Here is a 15,481-nt window from a genome sequence, read left to right as displayed (position 1 = left end):
TAAGCGGAGCAGTTATGGTTGATCGGCACGACTACGTGGCCCTCGAATGGGTCAAGGGCGACATTGCCGAAACCCTGAAACAGGCTCGCTCGGCGCTCGACGCTTATGTCGAGACTACAGACGCCGAAGCGATCAGCGAGTGCCTGGCGTGCGTCCATCAAGTGCATGGCGCGTTGCAGATGGTCGAGTTCTACGGCGCGGCGCTGCTGGCCGAGGAAATCGAAGAATTGGCCCTGGCCCTGCAAGCCGGGAGTGTCGGTCAGCGCGACGAAAGCATCCGCCTGTTGCAACAGGCCCTGACTCAATTGCCGTTGTACCTGGACCGCGTGCACAGCGCCCGCCGCGACCTGCCACTGGTGGTGTTGCCACTGCTCAATGACCTGCGCAGCGCGCACGGCGAAAGCCTGTTGTCGGAAACCAGCCTGTTCAGCCCGCAACTGCTGACCATCGCGCCACTGCCGGATGAGGCCCTGGCCCAACGCGCGGTACCCGACCTGAAAGAGCAACTGCGCCAGTGGCACCAGCTTTTACAGCAGGCGCTGGCCGGGCTGCTGCGTGAAGACCATGGCCCCAGCAACCTGGAAGACATGGCGCGGGTGTTCGCACGCCTCGAAGCACTGTGCCAAGGCGCGCCGCTGTTGCCGCTGTGGCAAGTCACCTCGGCACTGGTCGAAGGCATGCTCACTGGCGTGATCGCCAACAGTCCGGCGCTGCGCAGCCTGCTCAAGGCCAGCGACAAACAACTCAAGCGCCTGCTGGCCCAAGGCATTGGCGGCATCAACCAGCCGGCGCCGGATGAGCTGCTCAAGAGCCTATTGTTCTATGTCGCCAAGGTCACCCGGCCAACGCCGCGCATGCAAAGCCTGAAGGAGCGCTACGGCCTGGATGAAGCCTTGCCTGACAGCGCGGTGGTCGACGCCGAGCGCGCACGCCTGGCTGGGCCCGATCGCAACGCCATGGGCTCGGTGCTGGGGGCCTTGTGTGAAGAGTTGGTGCGGGTCAAAGAACGCCTCGACTTGTTCGTACGCAGCGACCGCCAGCACACCAGCGACCTTGATGCGCTGCTCGCGCCGCTGCGGCAAATCGCCGACACCCTGGCGGTGCTGGGCTTCGGCCAGCCACGTAAAGTCATCATCGACCAACTCGCCGTGGTGCTGAGCCTGGCCCAGGGCCATCGAGCACCCAACGACGCCGTGCTGATGGATGTCGCCGGCGCCTTGCTCTACGTCGAAGCCACGCTGGCGGGCATGGTCGGCACCGTCGAGCCGGAAAGCCGCGAGGAAAGCCGCCTGCCCACCACCGACCTGACCCAGATCCACCAGTTGGTGATCCGTGAATCCTGCCAGTGCCTCAAGCAAGCTAAGGAACTGGTGATCGACTGCATCGAAGCTGATTGGGACCGCCAGCGCCTGGAGTCCCTGCCGGAGCTGCTCAGCCAGGTGCGCGGCGCCCTGGCGATGATCCCGTTGCCCCGCGCGGCCAGCCTGATGCTCGGCTGCACGGATTACGTCGACGAGCAGCTGATGGGCAACGATGCACCGCCCTCCGAGAGGCAACTGGCGCATTTCGCCGACGTGATCAGCAGCCTGGAGTATTACCTGGAGCGCATGCTCCAGGATCCGGATGCGGCGGGTGAGCGTGTGCTGGAACTGGCCACCCAAGGCTTGGCCGCACTGGGTTACCTGCCCGCCGAAAAACCCTGGCGCCAGGCCCTGGTTGCACCGGATGGCGCGCTCTCGGCCGAGGTTACGCCGAGCCAATCCCAGTTCGACGCACTCGCCAGCCCCACGTCGCGCCTGAACCCGCCGGCCCTGCAACGCCCCGGCAGCCTGTTGCCGCCGCCGGCCGATGAAGAACCCATCGACGATGAACTGCGCGAAGTCTTCCTTGAGGAGACCGACGAAGTCCTCGAGGTGCTGCACCGTTACCTGCCCAACAGCGCGGACAAAACCGCCCAGGCCGAAATGCGCCGCGCCTTCCACACCCTCAAAGGCAGCGGCCGCATGGTGCGCGCCCTGGTCTTGGCCGAGCTGGCCTGGGCGGTGGAAAACCTGCTGAACCGTGTGCTGGAGCGCAGCGTGAACCTTGGCCCCGACGTGCAGCAGGTGCTGGACGAAGCGGTGGCCTTGCTGCCGGAGTTGATCGCTGACTTTGCCATCGACGACCAGCGTCAACGCGATGAAGTCGACGCCCTGGCCGCCCGTGCCCACGCCTTGGCCAGCGGTACACCCGCGCTGACCGCCGAGCCTCATGACCCGATGCTGCTGGAGATTTTCCGCAACGAAGCCCAAAGCCATCTGGACAGCCTCAACCACTTCCTGCACCAGGCCGCCGAGCATGTGCCGCTGCAAGTCAGCGATGAACTTCAGCGCGCCCTGCACACCCTCAAGGGCAGCGCCTACATGGCTGGCGTGTTGCCCATCGCCGAGCTGGCGCGCCCGCTCGACCACCTGACCCGCGAATACAAGGCCCACCGCCTGCCGCTGGACCTGGACGAAGTGGAGTTGCTGCTGGAAGCCGAAGGCCTGTTCCAGCGAGGGCTGCGTGACTTGGACAGCGATCCCCTGGCGCCGATCAACGGCGCAGAGGACCTGATCAACCGCACCCAGAGCCTGCTGGATCAGCAGCTTGAAGCACTGCTCGACGTGCGCATCAAGCGCGACCCACAGTTGATCGCCAACTTCCTGGCGCAGGGCATGGACATCCTGCTCGACGCCGAAAGCCTGCTACGTCGCTGGCAGCAACACCCCGGCGAACGCCAGGAACTCACCGCGCTGCTGGATGAATTGACCACGCTGGGGGAGGGCGCACACGTTGCCGACCTGTACGCCATCGACGCACTCTGCGAAGCGTTGCTCGACCTGTACGGCGCCGTGGAGGAAAGCAGCCTGGCGGTCAGCGAGCGGTTTTTCCATGAGGCCGAACAGGCCCATGAAGCGCTGATCAGCATGCTCGACCAGCTGGCCGCCGGCCAGGAAATCAGCCCGGCGCCGGCCCGTGTCCAAGCCTTGCGCGAGTTATTGGACGAAGCCCTCGACCCGTCCGCCACCGGCCTGATCAAAAGCGATGGCAGCCGCGCGTTGAGCATTGCCGAACTGGGCGCCGCCACACAGCAGTTGGATCAGCAAACCACGATGGACGACGAGATCGTCGAGATCTTCCTCGAAGAAGCCGTGGACATCCTCGACAGCGCCGGTCAGTCGCTCAAGCGCTGGTTGCTGGAGCCCGACAACGCCGCGCCGCTGTCGTCGCTGCAACGCGATCTGCACACCCTCAAGGGCGGCGCGCGCATGGCGGAAATCGAGCCGATTGGCGACCTGGCCCACGAGTTGGAATGCCTGTACGAAGGGCTGGTGGACCGCCGCTACAGCTACTCTGCCGAGTTGTCCCAAGTGCTGATGGCCAGCCATGAACGCCTCGCCTTACAGCTTGAAGAGCTGCACCATCACCAACCTTTGAGCGACAGCGCCGAGCTGATCGCCAGGGTGCGCGCATTGCGCCAAGGCAGCGCGCCAGCGGCACCGGTCGCCGCGCCGCCCGCGTCCGGCGCCGACCCTGAGCTGTTGGATATCTTCCTCGAAGAGGCCGCCGACATCCTCGACAGCTCCAGTGCTGCGCTGTCGCGCTGGCAGGCCGAGCCCGGCAATCGCCAGGAAGTGGAGACTCTGCTGCGCGACCTGCACACCCTCAAGGGCGGCGCGCGTATGGTCGAGATTGCACCCATCGGCGACCTGGCCCATGAGCTGGAATTTCTCTATGAAGGCCTGTCCGCCGGTTTGCTCGCGCCATCCCCGGAATTGTTCGCGTTGCTGCAAGGCTGCCATGACCGCCTGGCGCAGATGATCGACGCGGTGGCGGACGGCTTGCCGGTCGGCTCGGTGGACAAGCTCATCGAGCGCATCAAAAGCCTGGTGCACCCGAGCGACGAGCCGGTGACGCCATTGGCGTTGCCGGCGGGCAAGGCGGAGGCCGTCGTCGATCCGATGGCCGATATGGTGAAGATCTCTGCCGAGCTGCTCGACGACCTGGTCAACCTGGCTGGTGAAACTTCGATCTTCCGTGGCCGTATCGAACAACAAGTCAACGACGCACGCATTGCCCTGACCGAAGTGGAAACTACGATTGAGCGCATGCGCGACCAACTGCGCCGTCTCGACACCGAGACCCAGGGCCGTATCCTCAGCCGCCAGCAAGCCGAGGCCGAGCGTCTGGGCTATGAAGACTTCGACCCGCTGGAAATGGACCGCCATTCGCAGTTGCAGCAACTGTCGCGCGCGTTGTCCGAATCTGCCTCTGACCTGCTCGACCTCAAGGACACCCTAGAACGTCGCAACGAGGACGCCCACGATCTGTTGCAGCAGCAGGCACGTATCAACACTGAGTTGCAGGAAGGCCTGATGCGCACGCGCATGGTGCCGTTCGAACGCATGCTGCCGCGCCTCAAGCGCATCGTGCGTCAAGTGGCGGGCGAGTTGGGCAAGGACGTGGAGTTCATCGTCGGCAACGCTGAAGGCGAGATGGACCGCAACGTGCTGGAACGCATGGCGGCGCCGCTGGAACACATGCTGCGTAACGCCGTCGACCATGGGCTGGAGTCCCGCGATGCACGGCTGCTGGCCGGCAAACCGGAGAAAGGTCGCATCACTCTGGACCTGACCCACGAAGGCGGCGACATCGTCTTCGACATGCGCGACGACGGCGCGGGTGTGCCGCTGGAGGCGGTGCGGCGCAAGGCAATCAAGCGCGGTTTGCTCGATCCGAATCAAGAGATCAGCGACCGCGACGTGTTGCAGTTCATCCTGCAACCGGGCTTCTCCACGGCGGAAAAGATCACGCAGATTTCCGGGCGTGGTGTGGGCATGGATGTGGTGCATGAAGAAGTGCGTCAGTTGGGCGGCTCGATGTTCATCGACTCGACGCCGGGTATGGGCGTGCACTTTCGTATTCGCTTGCCGTTCACCGTGTCCGTCAACCGTGCGCTGATGGTGCAATGTGCGGACGATCAATATGCGATCCCGCTCAACACCATCGAAGGCCTGGTGCGTGTGTTGCCCCATGAGTTGGCCGGGCATTACCAGCAGGATCCGCCGCGTTATGAATACGCCGGCCAGCGTTACGAGCTGTTTTACCTGGGCGACCTGCTGCACACCGTCAGCCGCCCGAAGCTGTTGGGCCAATATCAACCGGTGCCGGTACTGCTGGTGCAGTGCAATGAGCGGCGCGTGGCGATCCATGTGGACGCCATGGCTGGCACGCGGGAGATTGTGGTCAAGGGCCTGGGGCCGCAGTTTGCCGGCGTGCAGGGTTTGTCTGGCGCGACGATTCTGGGCGATGGCCGCGTGGTGTTGATCATCGACTTGCTGGCGCATATCCGTGCGCGCCAACCGGCCTTGCCGGCCCAGTCGGTGGATGCGCCGCTGATCCTCAACGACCCGCTGAAAAAGCGCCCGTTGCTGGTGCTGGTGGTGGACGACTCGGTCACCGTGCGCAAAGTCACCAGCCGCCTGCTGGAACGCAATGGCATGAACGTGCTCACCGCCAAAGACGGTATCGACGCCCTCGCCGTGCTGGAAGAACACACCCCGGACCTGATGCTGCTCGACATCGAAATGCCGCGTATGGATGGCTTCGAAGTCGCCACCCAAGTGCGCAACGACCCTCGACTGATGCGCCTGCCGATCATCATGATCACCTCGCGCACCGGCCAGAAACACCGCGACCGCGCCATGGCCATCGGCGTGAATGACTACCTCGGCAAGCCGTACCAGGAATCGGTGCTGCTCGAAAGCATCGCCTACTGGAGCAAGTCCCATGCTTGACCACCGCGCCAGCCAGCTCACCGGCCTGCTGCTACCCCTGGCCGACCGCCTCCTGGTACTGCCCAACGTCGCCATCGCCGAACTGATCGATTTCCAGCGCGGCGAACCGGCCAGTGATGCACCGCCGTGGTATTTGCGGCAAGTGACCTGGCGCGATCGGCAAATCCCGCTGATCAGCTTTGAAGCGGTGTGCGGCGAAGCCAGCGTGACCGGCGAACGCTCGCGGATCGTGGTGTTGAACGCGTTGGGTGGGCGGCCGACGCTGAAGTTTATTGCGCTGGTGATCCAGGGGATTCCCCGGTCGTACAAGCTTGATAGTGAATTGAGCTACGTGGATGTGCCGCTGTGCCCGCTGGAGCTGGCGGCGGTGCAGGTGGGCGAGCATGTGGCGAAGGTGCCGGATTTGATGGGACTTGAGGCACTGTTGGTAGAATCCGGCCTGGCCTGATCGTAAGCCCTGTGAAAATCCAATGTGGGAGCTGGCTTGCCTGCGATGGCGTTGGATCAGTTGTTGATGCAGTGACTGATAAACCGCCATCGCAGGCAAGCCAGCTCCCACCCTGAATTGTGCTCGCCTCCAGACCTCAATCAATCCGCGCAAACCGCTCAATCACCGGCTGCTCCCGATGCTCGGCCTGCCACAAGTCATAGGCGCTTTGCATCGACAGCCATAACTGCCCAGTGCTCACTCCTGCCCGCTCAAGCCGGACCGCCAAGTCAGGACTGACAGGCGCACGCCCATGCAAAATCCTCGAAAACGTCTCACGGGCGAATCCCAGGCGCCGGGCCATTTCGGTGATGGTAATGTCCAGGGCAGGGATTACATCTTCAAGCAGGATTTCACCTGGGTGAGGGGGGTTGTGCAGGGTCATATCAGGCTTAGTGTTTGGATTCATGACGTTCGACCGTGGCGGGGTTCGGAAAAAAAATGCTAGAGAAACGGGTTCCGAGCAACAACCTGAAAACGCTGTCAGAACATTCCTTGTTGCTTGTCGGGACGACAACCGTAGGTAGGGCTCGGACTGATAGCGTGTCTGAAATTTCTGTAAGTCTCACCTTCGTATTTTTACTGATTTTTGAGTGCTAGTTTTTATCGCTCAACCCCATCAGCAAGGATTCGCAAATGGCCGTCCCTCCCATACCCTCGGGCGTTTCGCTGCAAGACAATATCGCCTTGGCCAACAACCGCAGGATGCATTTGAAGCCTGGTTCGGCCTTCGCCTATTCGTGGTTTTACTCACAGGTTCGGGGGCGTGGCCCTTGGGATTACAAACAGAAAAGCCGTGAGTACGAGGCGTTCGGTAACTTCAACTACGGCGTTACCGGCATTGTGCTGGGTATTCCGGAGAGTGTGCTGTTGAGAGCGGCTGGTGCGGCGCAAAAGGCAGCAGGGACTTCTCGGGCGGGGTTCGGAGACTGGTGGGGCGATGCGCCGTATGGTGATGATCACAGTGACCAGCATTGGATCAAGGAGGGTATCGAATATGCCAGAGCTCAAGGGTATTAAGTGGCCGGTCCAGGGCTTGTTCAATGGGCTGCTGGTGGTGTGTCTCGGGTACTTGGGTGTTGGTTGGTTGATGAGCCCAGGTCCACCGGAATTGGATGAGGTTGTGCTCAAGTATTCCCTGAATAACGGGAGCTCCATTTACGGTGCGCGAAACAATCAGGGTGGCGCTACGGTGGGCTTTTCCTACCTGTACTACGTCCACAAGGATCTGGGTAATGATCGGGAAATACTCACGACACTGGTGTCGGCACATCCCTTTCTGAAAACTAAAGAGCCGGATGTTCAAGTCACCCGACAGGCTGGCCTCATCCGCCTTACTGTTCGTGGGGAGGTTTATGAATACCGTAGTTACCCGCTCGAAGGTTTGGGGGCTGTGAGAATAGACATGAAGTTGTAGACCGGCTGGCTTCGGATTTTTCCTGCAAGATTTTGGGCTGTGCATGAACTTGTCGCGTGCCGTCAGCGCGCCTAGTCTTCGTCCTGTCATCGCAAAAAACGGTGACACGGACGTGCAAGTCCGACGAAACTGTTTAGGCGTACAAACGCCCAGCCAACCAACGGGCGTTTTTTGTGCTCGCTGCTTTATGGCGGCTGCGCGCAGGAGGTCTTCGGACCTGCTGGGTGTCCTAAACAGGCCCGGTCTTGCACACCTGCGCACGGTCGCCACCCTCATTCGCGTGCAAGCGAAAGGTGGCGCTCCTTACTCACTGTTTAGGAGCTTCATCATGGTCAAACCTACCCCCAACCCGCCGCTCTTCACCGTAAACCCGCACGAAAACACCGAAACCCTGCTGGTCAACGCCAGCGAAACCCTGTCTTCCCTTAACGCACTCACCTGCAATCTCGCCTTCGACCTGGACACCTCCCAGCGCGCGATCATGCTCGGCATCCAGCAAATGGCGGAGCTGGGGCAGCTATTAGTGGATCGGGCCCTGGAACAGATTTCCCCTTCTGCAGTCGCTTAAAACTTGATCGTTCCCAAAAAGGGACCTATCGTTCCCTTTTTGGGACTCTTTGGCCGCTGCCATGCACACCTTGCCGCTCAGTACTGCACTCTTCACAGTCACCCAACAAAAAGTACTGGGCCTGCTGTTCGGCAAACCCGAGCAAAGCTTCTTCACCAATGAAATTGCGCGATGGGCCCAGGTGGGCAAGGGCAGCCTCACCCGCGAGCTTGAACGTCTGCAGTTGGCGGGCATCTTGAGCATGACGCGCCAAGGCAACCAGACCCATTATCAAGCCAACCCCCAATGCCCGATTTATTCGGAATTGTTGGCCATCGTGCGCAAGACCCTGAGCCTGGATGAACCATTGCGCAGTGCACTGGCGCCCTTCGCCAAGCAGATAACCTGGGCGTTTATCTACGGCTCCATCGCCAAAGGCGAGGCGCACTCATCCAGTGACATAGATCTCATGTTGATCGGCGAAAGCCTCAACTACAGTGACGTCATGGAGCAGCTCATGCCGCTGGAAGAGCGACTGGGCCGCACCCTCAACCCGACGCTTTACACCCCTGAAGACTGGATCGGCAAATGGAATGCCGGGAACAGTTTTGTGCAGCGGGTCGTGCAGCAGGACAAGATCAACCTGATGGGGAGCAACCCCCTGGAATCCACGGATGGACAACAAGGTAAACCTGGAAAATCTGCAACGTAGCGGCGGCTTGAAGGCTGAGCCATCGGATCGCAAGGAGTGTGAGGGGCTGATTCGTTCAGCCAGGGATCGTTTGAGGGATGCTGGCAATCCACAGTTATCATTCGCCAGTCGTTTCGACCTGGCTTACAACGCTGCTCATGCTATCGCCCTTACGGCCTTGCGCTTGCAAGGGTATCGCTCGGACAAACGCTATCTGGTCTTTCAATGCCTGGTTCATACCGCAGACGCCGGCAAGGTGCAGGTGAGGTTGTTGGCGTTGTGTCATGAACGTCGGAACCTGGCGGAATATGAAGGGTACATGGATGAAGATGAGGCGCTGCTGGGCCAGTTAATGGAAAGTGCTAAGACATTAATGAGCAATATGGAAGCATTGCTTGCTGGTCATAGGTGGGAATGAATCACCGGTCAACTGTAGGAGTTGGCAAGCCAGCCCCTACAGGAGGCTGCATGTTTGTTGGTGCTCTGTTACTCCAACCGTAACGATCCACCGCCCAGCTTGATTGATGGCCCTCTCAATCACTCCTAAGGTAAGCCCCACGACAGCAAACCCGTGGAGCGACCATGACAACAACAATCACCCCCGACTCGCGCTGGACGCGGCGGCGCGACGAGAAGCAGCGGCGGCTCGGGCTGGTCAAAAAATACGCAGACGGGGCGGTGTTGCCCAGCGACAAGATCGTCGAGGCGCTTGAAGCATTGATCCTCCCCGGCGACCGTGTGGTACTGGAAGGCAACAACCAGAAACAGGCGGATTTTCTATCGCGCTCCCTGGCGAAAGCCGACCCCGCCAAGCTCCACGATTTGCACATGATCATGCCCAGTGTCGGCCGTTCAGAGCACCTGGACCTGTTTGAAAAAGGCATCGCGCGCAAGCTGGACTTCTCCTTCGCGGGCACCCAATCCCTGCGCATCAGCCAGTTGCTGGAAGACGGCCTGCTGGAAATCGGCGCGATCCACACCTACATCGAACTCTACGCGCGGCTGGTGGTGGACCTGATCCCCAATGTGGTGCTCTCCGCCGGGTTCATGGCCGACCGCGCCGGCAATATCTACACCGGCGCCAGCACCGAAGACACCCCGGCGCTGATCGAGCCCGCCGCGTTCAGCGATGGCATCGTGATCGTGCAGGTCAACCAGTTGGTGGACGATGTTACGGACTTACCCCGCGTGGACATTCCGGCGAGCTGGGTGGATTTTGTGGTGGTGGCCGACAAGCCGTTCTACATCGAACCGCTGTTCACCCGCGACCCGCGCCACATCAAGCCAGTGCATGTGCTGATGGCGATGATGGCGATCCGTGGCATCTACGAAAAACACAATGTGCAGTCGCTCAACCATGGCATCGGCTTCAACACCGCCGCCATTGAATTGATCCTGCCCACCTACGGCGAATCCCTCGGCCTCAAAGGCAAGATCTGCCGCAACTGGACCCTCAACCCGCACCCCACCCTGATCCCCGCGATTGAAAGTGGCTGGGTGGAAAGCGTGCACTGCTTCGGCACTGAACTGGGCATGGAAAACTACATAGCCGCCCGGCCGGATGTGTTCTTCACCGGTCGCGACGGCTCGATGCGCTCCAACCGGATGTTCTGCCAACTCGCCGGCCAATACGCGGTGGACCTGTTTATCGGCGCCACCCTGCAAGTCGACGGCGACGGCCATTCCTCCACCGTGACCCGTGGACGCCTCGCCGGGTTTGGCGGCGCACCGAACATGGGCCACGACCCGCGTGGTCGTCGCCATGGCACGCCCGCCTGGCTGGATATGCGCTACGACGATGCACCGGAAGCGCTGTTGGAACGCGGCAAAAAACTCGTGGTGCAAATGGTCGAGACCTTCCAGGAAGGCGGCAAACCCACCTTCGTCGACACCCTCGATGCCGTGGAAGTCGCACGCAAAAGCGGCATGCCCTTGGCGCCGATCATGATCTATGGCGATGACGTCACCCACTTGCTCACCGAAGAGGGCATCGCCTATCTGTACAAGGCGCGCTCCCTCGAAGAGCGCCAGGCGATGATCGCCGCCGTCGCTGGCGTCACCGCCATCGGCATGCGCCACAACCCCAAGGACACCGCGCGCATGCGCCGCGAAGGTTTGATCGCCTTGCCCGAAGACTTAGGGATTCGCCGTACCGACGCCACCCGCGAACTGTTGGCCGCCAAGAGCGTGGCCGACCTGGTGGACTGGTCCGGTGGCCTGTACAACCCGCCTGCCAAATTCAGGAGCTGGTAAATGCGCGCACTCAAACTGCATGAATTGAGCCTCGCTGAACGCCTGGCGGATATGGCCGTCGATGCGCTGATCGATGAAGCCGACCTGTCGCCCAAACCGGCCTTGGTGGACCGCCGCGGCAACGGCGCCCATAGCGATTTGCACCTGGGCCTGATGCACGCCTCGGCGTTGTCGCTGTGGCCGATGTTCAAGGAAATGGCCGAAGCCGCGATTGAGTTCGGTGAAGTCGGCTTGCCCCTTCGCGAAGCCCTTGGGCGTATTGGCCGCGAAGGTGAGCAAGCAATGCTCGTCACCACCCACGGCGTGAACACCCATCGCGGTGCAATCTGGGCCCTCGGTTTGCTCACCGCAGCGGCAGCGCTGGAACCGCGTTCTATCACCCTGAACGCCGCCAGATTAGCCCTGCTCAACGACCGCTACGCGCCGCAACCCATGAGTCACGGCGCCCAGGTTGCCCAGCGCTACGGCGCACGCGGCGCCCGTGAAGAAGCCCAGCTCGGCTTTCCCTCGGTGGTGCAACGTGGCTTGCCGCAACTGCACAAAAGCCGCCAGCACAATGCAGGCGAACAGAACGCCCGCCTGGATGCCTTGCTGGCGATCATGACCGAACTGGCCGATACCTGCGTGCTTTACCGTGCCGGTCCCGAAGGCCTGCTAGCGATGCAGCAGGGTGCTCGAGCGGTGCTCGATGCAGGTGGCAGCGCAACGCTGGCCGGGCGTCGCCAATTGCATGAGTTAGACCTTCAACTGCTGGCCCTGAATGCCTCCCCCGGCGGCGCCGCCGACCTGTTGGCCGCCTGCCTGTTTATCGACCGCCTCGACGGAGCGTTGTGATGGAAACCTTATCCTTTGAATTCCCCGCCGGTCAGCCGCCAAAAGGCCGTGCGCTGGTGGGTTGCGTCGGCTCGGGCGACCTGGAGGTGCTGCTGGAACCGGGCACGCCGGGCACGCTGACCATCCAGGTTCAGACCTCGGTGAATGGCGCCGAGCAACGCTGGCAGCATCTGTTCGAACGCATCTTCCAGGAACAGACGCCACCGGCCTTGAACATTGATATCCACGATTTCGGCGCCACCCCCGGCGTGGTGCGCTTGCGCCTGGAGCAGGGTTTCGAGGAGATCGGCCATGACTGACTTACTCGCCAAACACAGCTTCGTTGAATTGGGCGCGCGGCAGCGGGCCAAGGCGTTGCTGGACGCCGGGTCCTACCGTGAATTGATCGACCCGTTCCAGCGCGTCATGTCGCCGTGGCTCAGCCGTCAAGGCGTGGTGCCCCAGGCCGATGATGGGGTGGTGATTGCCAAGGGCAGCATCGACGGAAAACCGGTGGTGGTTGCCGCCATCGAAGGCAACTTCCAGGGCGGCAGCCTCGGTGAAGTCGGCGGTGCAAAAATTGCGGGCGCCCTGGAACTGGCGGCCGAGGACAATCGCACGGGCATTGCGACCCGCGCTGTCCTGTTGCTGGAAACCGGAGGCGTGCGCTTGCAGGAAGCCAATCTGGGCCTGGCAGCCATTGCGGATATCCACGCGGCGATTGTCGATCTGCGCCAATACCAGCCAGTGATCGGCGTGGTGGCGGGCAGTGTCGGTTGCTTTGGCGGCATGTCCATCGCCGCTGGGTTGTGCAGTTACCTTGTTGTCACCCGCGAAGCACGCCTGGGTTTGAATGGCCCGCAAGTCATCGAACAGGAAGCGGGGCTTGAGGAGTACGACTCCCGCGACCGGCCTTTCATCTGGAGCCTTACCGGCGGTGAGCAACGCTTCAACAGCGGCTTGGCCGACTGTTATGTGGCGGACGATGTGGCCGAGATTCAACACACCGTCAGCGCATTGCTGCAACAAGGCCTGCCCACCCAACAACGCAGCCGTCAGGCCGAGCATTACCTGGCGCGCTTGGCTGAACTGGACACCACCCCGCAAATCGACCCGGCGACGGTACGTGCGCTGTATCAAGGAGAACGCTCATGAGAGGTTTGCAGTGGTTCAACGCATTGAGCGCCGGAGCGACAGCTGTTGAGGGTTTGCCACGCTCGTTGAAAGTCGCTGAGGGTGTGTTGGGTGAACAGCCCGTGCGCTACATCGCCGTGGTCACCGACGCGCAAAACCGCTTCCCCCGTGCACGCAACGGCGAAGTCGGCCTGCTGGAAGGCTGGGGGCTGGCGAAGGCCGTCGATGAAGCCATCGCCCGTGGCGATAAACGCCCGATCATCGCCATCGTCGATGTACCGAGCCAAGCCTATGGCCGTCGCGAAGAAGCCCTCGGCATTCACCAAGCCCTGGCCGCCGCCGCCGACAGCTATGCCCGTGCGCGTCTGGCGGGGCACCCGGTGATTGCGCTGTTGGTCGGCAAGGCGATGTCCGGTGCCTTTCTCGCTCATGGGTACCAAGCCAATCGCCTGATTGCCCTGCGCGATCCCGGTGTGATGGTGCACGCCATGGGCAAGGCCTCGGCCGCGCGCGTGACGCTGCGCAGCGTTGAAGAGTTGGAAGCCCTGGCCGCCAGCGTGCCGCCCATGGCCTACGACATCGACAGTTACGCCAGCCTGGGGTTGCTGTGGGAAACCTTGTCGGTCAGCCAGATTGAACAACCCACGTCGGAGGATGTGGCGCGGGTCAGCGATTGCCTGGTGAGTGCGATCAAGGATATTGGCAGCACCGACTTGAGCGTCCGCCTTGGTGCGACCAATCGCGCGGCTTCCAGCCACGTACGCCAACTGCTGCGGGAACAATGGTGAACGCCCACGATTTGCTCTGGGGCATGACCCCGGCGCATCTGCCTGCTGACGCTCCGGCGTGGGCGGTGGAGGCGGTAGGCACGGTGGTGGTGCGTCGCGCAATCGCCACGCCGGGCTGGGTCGCGGTGGGCGTGCGCGGACGTTTGCGCGAGCAGCGGTTTGCCGCCCAGATGCCGATTGCCGCTGTACAGCGGCGAGTCACGCCGCAAGCGCTGCGTGAGGTTACCTCGACACGGGACTTACCGGCCTTGCACGCACTCGAACAACTGCGGCCGGTGCTGGCGCCCTTGAATTGGGGCATCACCGGCAGCGCGGGGTTTGAGCTGGCCACGGGCATTGAAGCGTTGCATGTCCAGAGCGATCTGGACTTGATGCTGCGCACGCCCGAGCCGCTGGATCGCAACGATGCACGCGACTTGCTGGCAATCTTGGACAACGCCGCGTGCGCTGTGGATATGCAACTGCAAACACCTTTCGGCGCCGTCGCCTTGCGCGAATGGGCCGGTCCATCGCGGCGGGTGCTATTGAAAACCGCCCGCGGTGCGCACCTCGTCATTGATCCTTGGCAGGCCGTGGCATGAGCAGCCTTTTGGTGTTCCCAGGGCAAGGCGCCCAACGTCCGGGCATGCTCCAGGCGTTGCCGGCCGACGTGTTGGAACACGCCAGCGATGCCTTGGGCGAAGACGTTCGCGCCTTGGATTCGGCGCAGGCCCTGGCGAGTACCCGCGCCGTGCAGCTTTGCCTGCTGATCGCTGGCGTGGCCCACGCGCGCCTGCTGCAACACACGCCGGATTACGTCGCAGGGTTGTCCATCGGTGCTTACCCGGCAGCGGTGATTGCCGGTGCGCTGGATTTCGCCGACGCGATCCGACTGGTCAGCCTGCGCGGCGAGCTGATGCAGAACGCTTATCCACAGGGCTATGGCATGACCGCAATCATCGGCCCCGAGTTATCCACCGTCGAAAACCTGCTGGCCGAAATCCATAGCCGCGAAACCCCGGTGTACCTGGCCAATATCAACGCCGACAACCAGACGGTGATTGCCGGCAGCGACCAGGCCATGAAGCTTGTCGCCAGTCGCATCAAAGGCAACGGCATCGCCAAGCGCCTGGCCGTCAGCGTGCCGTCCCATTGCGCATTGTTGGAGCAACCGGCCCAGGCCTTGGCGCATGCCTTCGTGCCACTCAAGGCACCGCGCATCACCTACCTGAGCAGCACCCGTGCGCGGCCGATCCACAACCCTGAACAACTGCGCGACGACCTGGCCTTCAACATGTGTCGCATCGTCGACTGGCGCGGCACCGTGCAAAGCGCCTACGAGCGCGGCGTGCGCCTGCAGATCGAACTGCCACCGGGCGCCGTGCTCACCGGCCTGTCACGCCGCGTATTCGAACAAGGCACGGTGATCGCCTGCGAAGGCGCGCGCCTGGACACCTTGCAGGCCCTGCTGCAAGAGGAGGAGCACCGCCACCGATAAAGCAGCACCCAAGGCTTTCGAAGCACAACAACAACAATTTCGATCGAGCACTTTG

General features: G+C 62.1%; 15 protein-coding genes. 14 read left to right on the top strand and 1 reads right to left on the bottom strand.

What is annotated here, in order from left to right; translation table 11 throughout:
* The first annotated feature begins 14 nt into the window (after positions 1–14).
* Positions 15–5,819: an Hpt domain-containing protein gene (locus tag OZ428_RS31160; protein ID WP_269132231.1), complete on the top strand. Its 5,805-nt coding sequence runs from the start codon at positions 15–17 to the stop codon at positions 5,817–5,819.
* On the top strand, positions 5,812–6,267 hold the full coding sequence (locus OZ428_RS31155) for a chemotaxis protein CheW (protein ID WP_133075455.1): 456 nt from the start codon (positions 5,812–5,814) through the stop codon (positions 6,265–6,267). Before OZ428_RS31160 ends, OZ428_RS31155 begins: the two co-directional genes overlap by 8 nt.
* Positions 6,268–6,403: 136 nt before the next feature.
* Here OZ428_RS31155 and OZ428_RS31150 read toward each other — a convergent pair whose 3' ends face one another.
* On the bottom strand, positions 6,404–6,691 hold the full coding sequence (locus OZ428_RS31150; protein WP_269134238.1) for a HigA family addiction module antitoxin: 288 nt from the start codon (positions 6,689–6,691) through the stop codon (positions 6,404–6,406).
* A gap of 251 nt (positions 6,692–6,942) precedes the next feature.
* Between OZ428_RS31150 and OZ428_RS31145 the strand changes: the two genes are divergently transcribed.
* The 12 genes from OZ428_RS31145 to mdcH all read left to right on the top strand — a co-directional run bounded on the left by OZ428_RS31145 (position 6,943) and on the right by mdcH (position 15,426).
* On the top strand, positions 6,943–7,326 hold the full coding sequence (locus tag OZ428_RS31145) for a polymorphic toxin type 44 domain-containing protein (RefSeq protein WP_269132230.1): 384 nt from the start codon (positions 6,943–6,945) through the stop codon (positions 7,324–7,326).
* Positions 7,304–7,723 carry a hypothetical protein gene (locus OZ428_RS31140; protein ID WP_177052690.1) on the top strand — a complete coding sequence of 140 codons (420 nt, stop codon included), beginning with the start codon at positions 7,304–7,306 and terminating at the stop codon, positions 7,721–7,723. Before OZ428_RS31145 ends, OZ428_RS31140 begins: the two co-directional genes overlap by 23 nt.
* Before the next feature lie 328 nt (positions 7,724–8,051).
* A complete protein-coding gene (locus tag OZ428_RS31135) occupies positions 8,052–8,291 on the top strand; it encodes a DUF6124 family protein (protein ID WP_028618292.1) in 240 nt (79 codons plus the stop codon).
* Positions 8,292–8,352: 61 nt separating this feature from the next.
* Positions 8,353–8,982, top strand: a complete 630-nt coding sequence (locus tag OZ428_RS31130; RefSeq protein ID WP_133075453.1) for a nucleotidyltransferase domain-containing protein — start codon at positions 8,353–8,355, stop codon at positions 8,980–8,982.
* Entirely contained in the window at positions 8,945–9,379 is a 435-nt protein-coding gene (locus OZ428_RS31125; protein WP_133075452.1) for a hypothetical protein, read from the top strand. Before OZ428_RS31130 ends, OZ428_RS31125 begins: the two co-directional genes overlap by 38 nt.
* Before the next feature lie 164 nt (positions 9,380–9,543).
* Positions 9,544–11,214: a malonate decarboxylase subunit alpha gene (gene mdcA / locus OZ428_RS31120; protein ID WP_269132229.1), complete on the top strand. Its 1,671-nt coding sequence runs from the start codon at positions 9,544–9,546 to the stop codon at positions 11,212–11,214.
* Entirely contained in the window at positions 11,215–12,048 is an 834-nt protein-coding gene (locus OZ428_RS31115; protein WP_269132228.1) for a triphosphoribosyl-dephospho-CoA synthase, read from the top strand.
* Positions 12,048–12,347 (top strand): malonate decarboxylase subunit delta, encoded by a 300-nt coding sequence (locus OZ428_RS31110; RefSeq protein WP_015886328.1) that lies wholly within the window; start codon positions 12,048–12,050, stop codon positions 12,345–12,347. Before OZ428_RS31115 ends, OZ428_RS31110 begins: the two co-directional genes overlap by 1 nt.
* On the top strand, positions 12,340–13,182 hold the full coding sequence (locus tag OZ428_RS31105) for a biotin-independent malonate decarboxylase subunit beta (RefSeq protein WP_269132227.1): 843 nt from the start codon (positions 12,340–12,342) through the stop codon (positions 13,180–13,182). Before OZ428_RS31110 ends, OZ428_RS31105 begins: the two co-directional genes overlap by 8 nt.
* Positions 13,179–13,949 carry a biotin-independent malonate decarboxylase subunit gamma gene (gene mdcE, locus OZ428_RS31100; RefSeq protein ID WP_269132226.1) on the top strand — a complete coding sequence of 257 codons (771 nt, stop codon included), beginning with the start codon at positions 13,179–13,181 and terminating at the stop codon, positions 13,947–13,949. Before OZ428_RS31105 ends, mdcE begins: the two co-directional genes overlap by 4 nt.
* Positions 13,943–14,530 (top strand): malonate decarboxylase holo-ACP synthase, encoded by a 588-nt coding sequence (locus OZ428_RS31095; RefSeq protein WP_269132225.1) that lies wholly within the window; start codon positions 13,943–13,945, stop codon positions 14,528–14,530. Before mdcE ends, OZ428_RS31095 begins: the two co-directional genes overlap by 7 nt.
* Positions 14,527–15,426: a malonate decarboxylase subunit epsilon gene (mdcH, locus tag OZ428_RS31090; protein WP_269132224.1), complete on the top strand. Its 900-nt coding sequence runs from the start codon at positions 14,527–14,529 to the stop codon at positions 15,424–15,426. The genes OZ428_RS31095 and mdcH overlap by 4 nt, the downstream gene beginning before the upstream one ends.
* Positions 15,427–15,481 lie beyond the last annotated feature (55 nt).

This window comes from Pseudomonas sp. GXZC (assembly GCF_026967615.1).
Classification (GTDB): domain Bacteria; phylum Pseudomonadota; class Gammaproteobacteria; order Pseudomonadales; family Pseudomonadaceae; genus Aquipseudomonas; species Aquipseudomonas azotoformans_A.
Note: the sequence above shows the minus strand (reverse complement) of the source record. Positions and strands in the feature narration are given on the sequence as shown.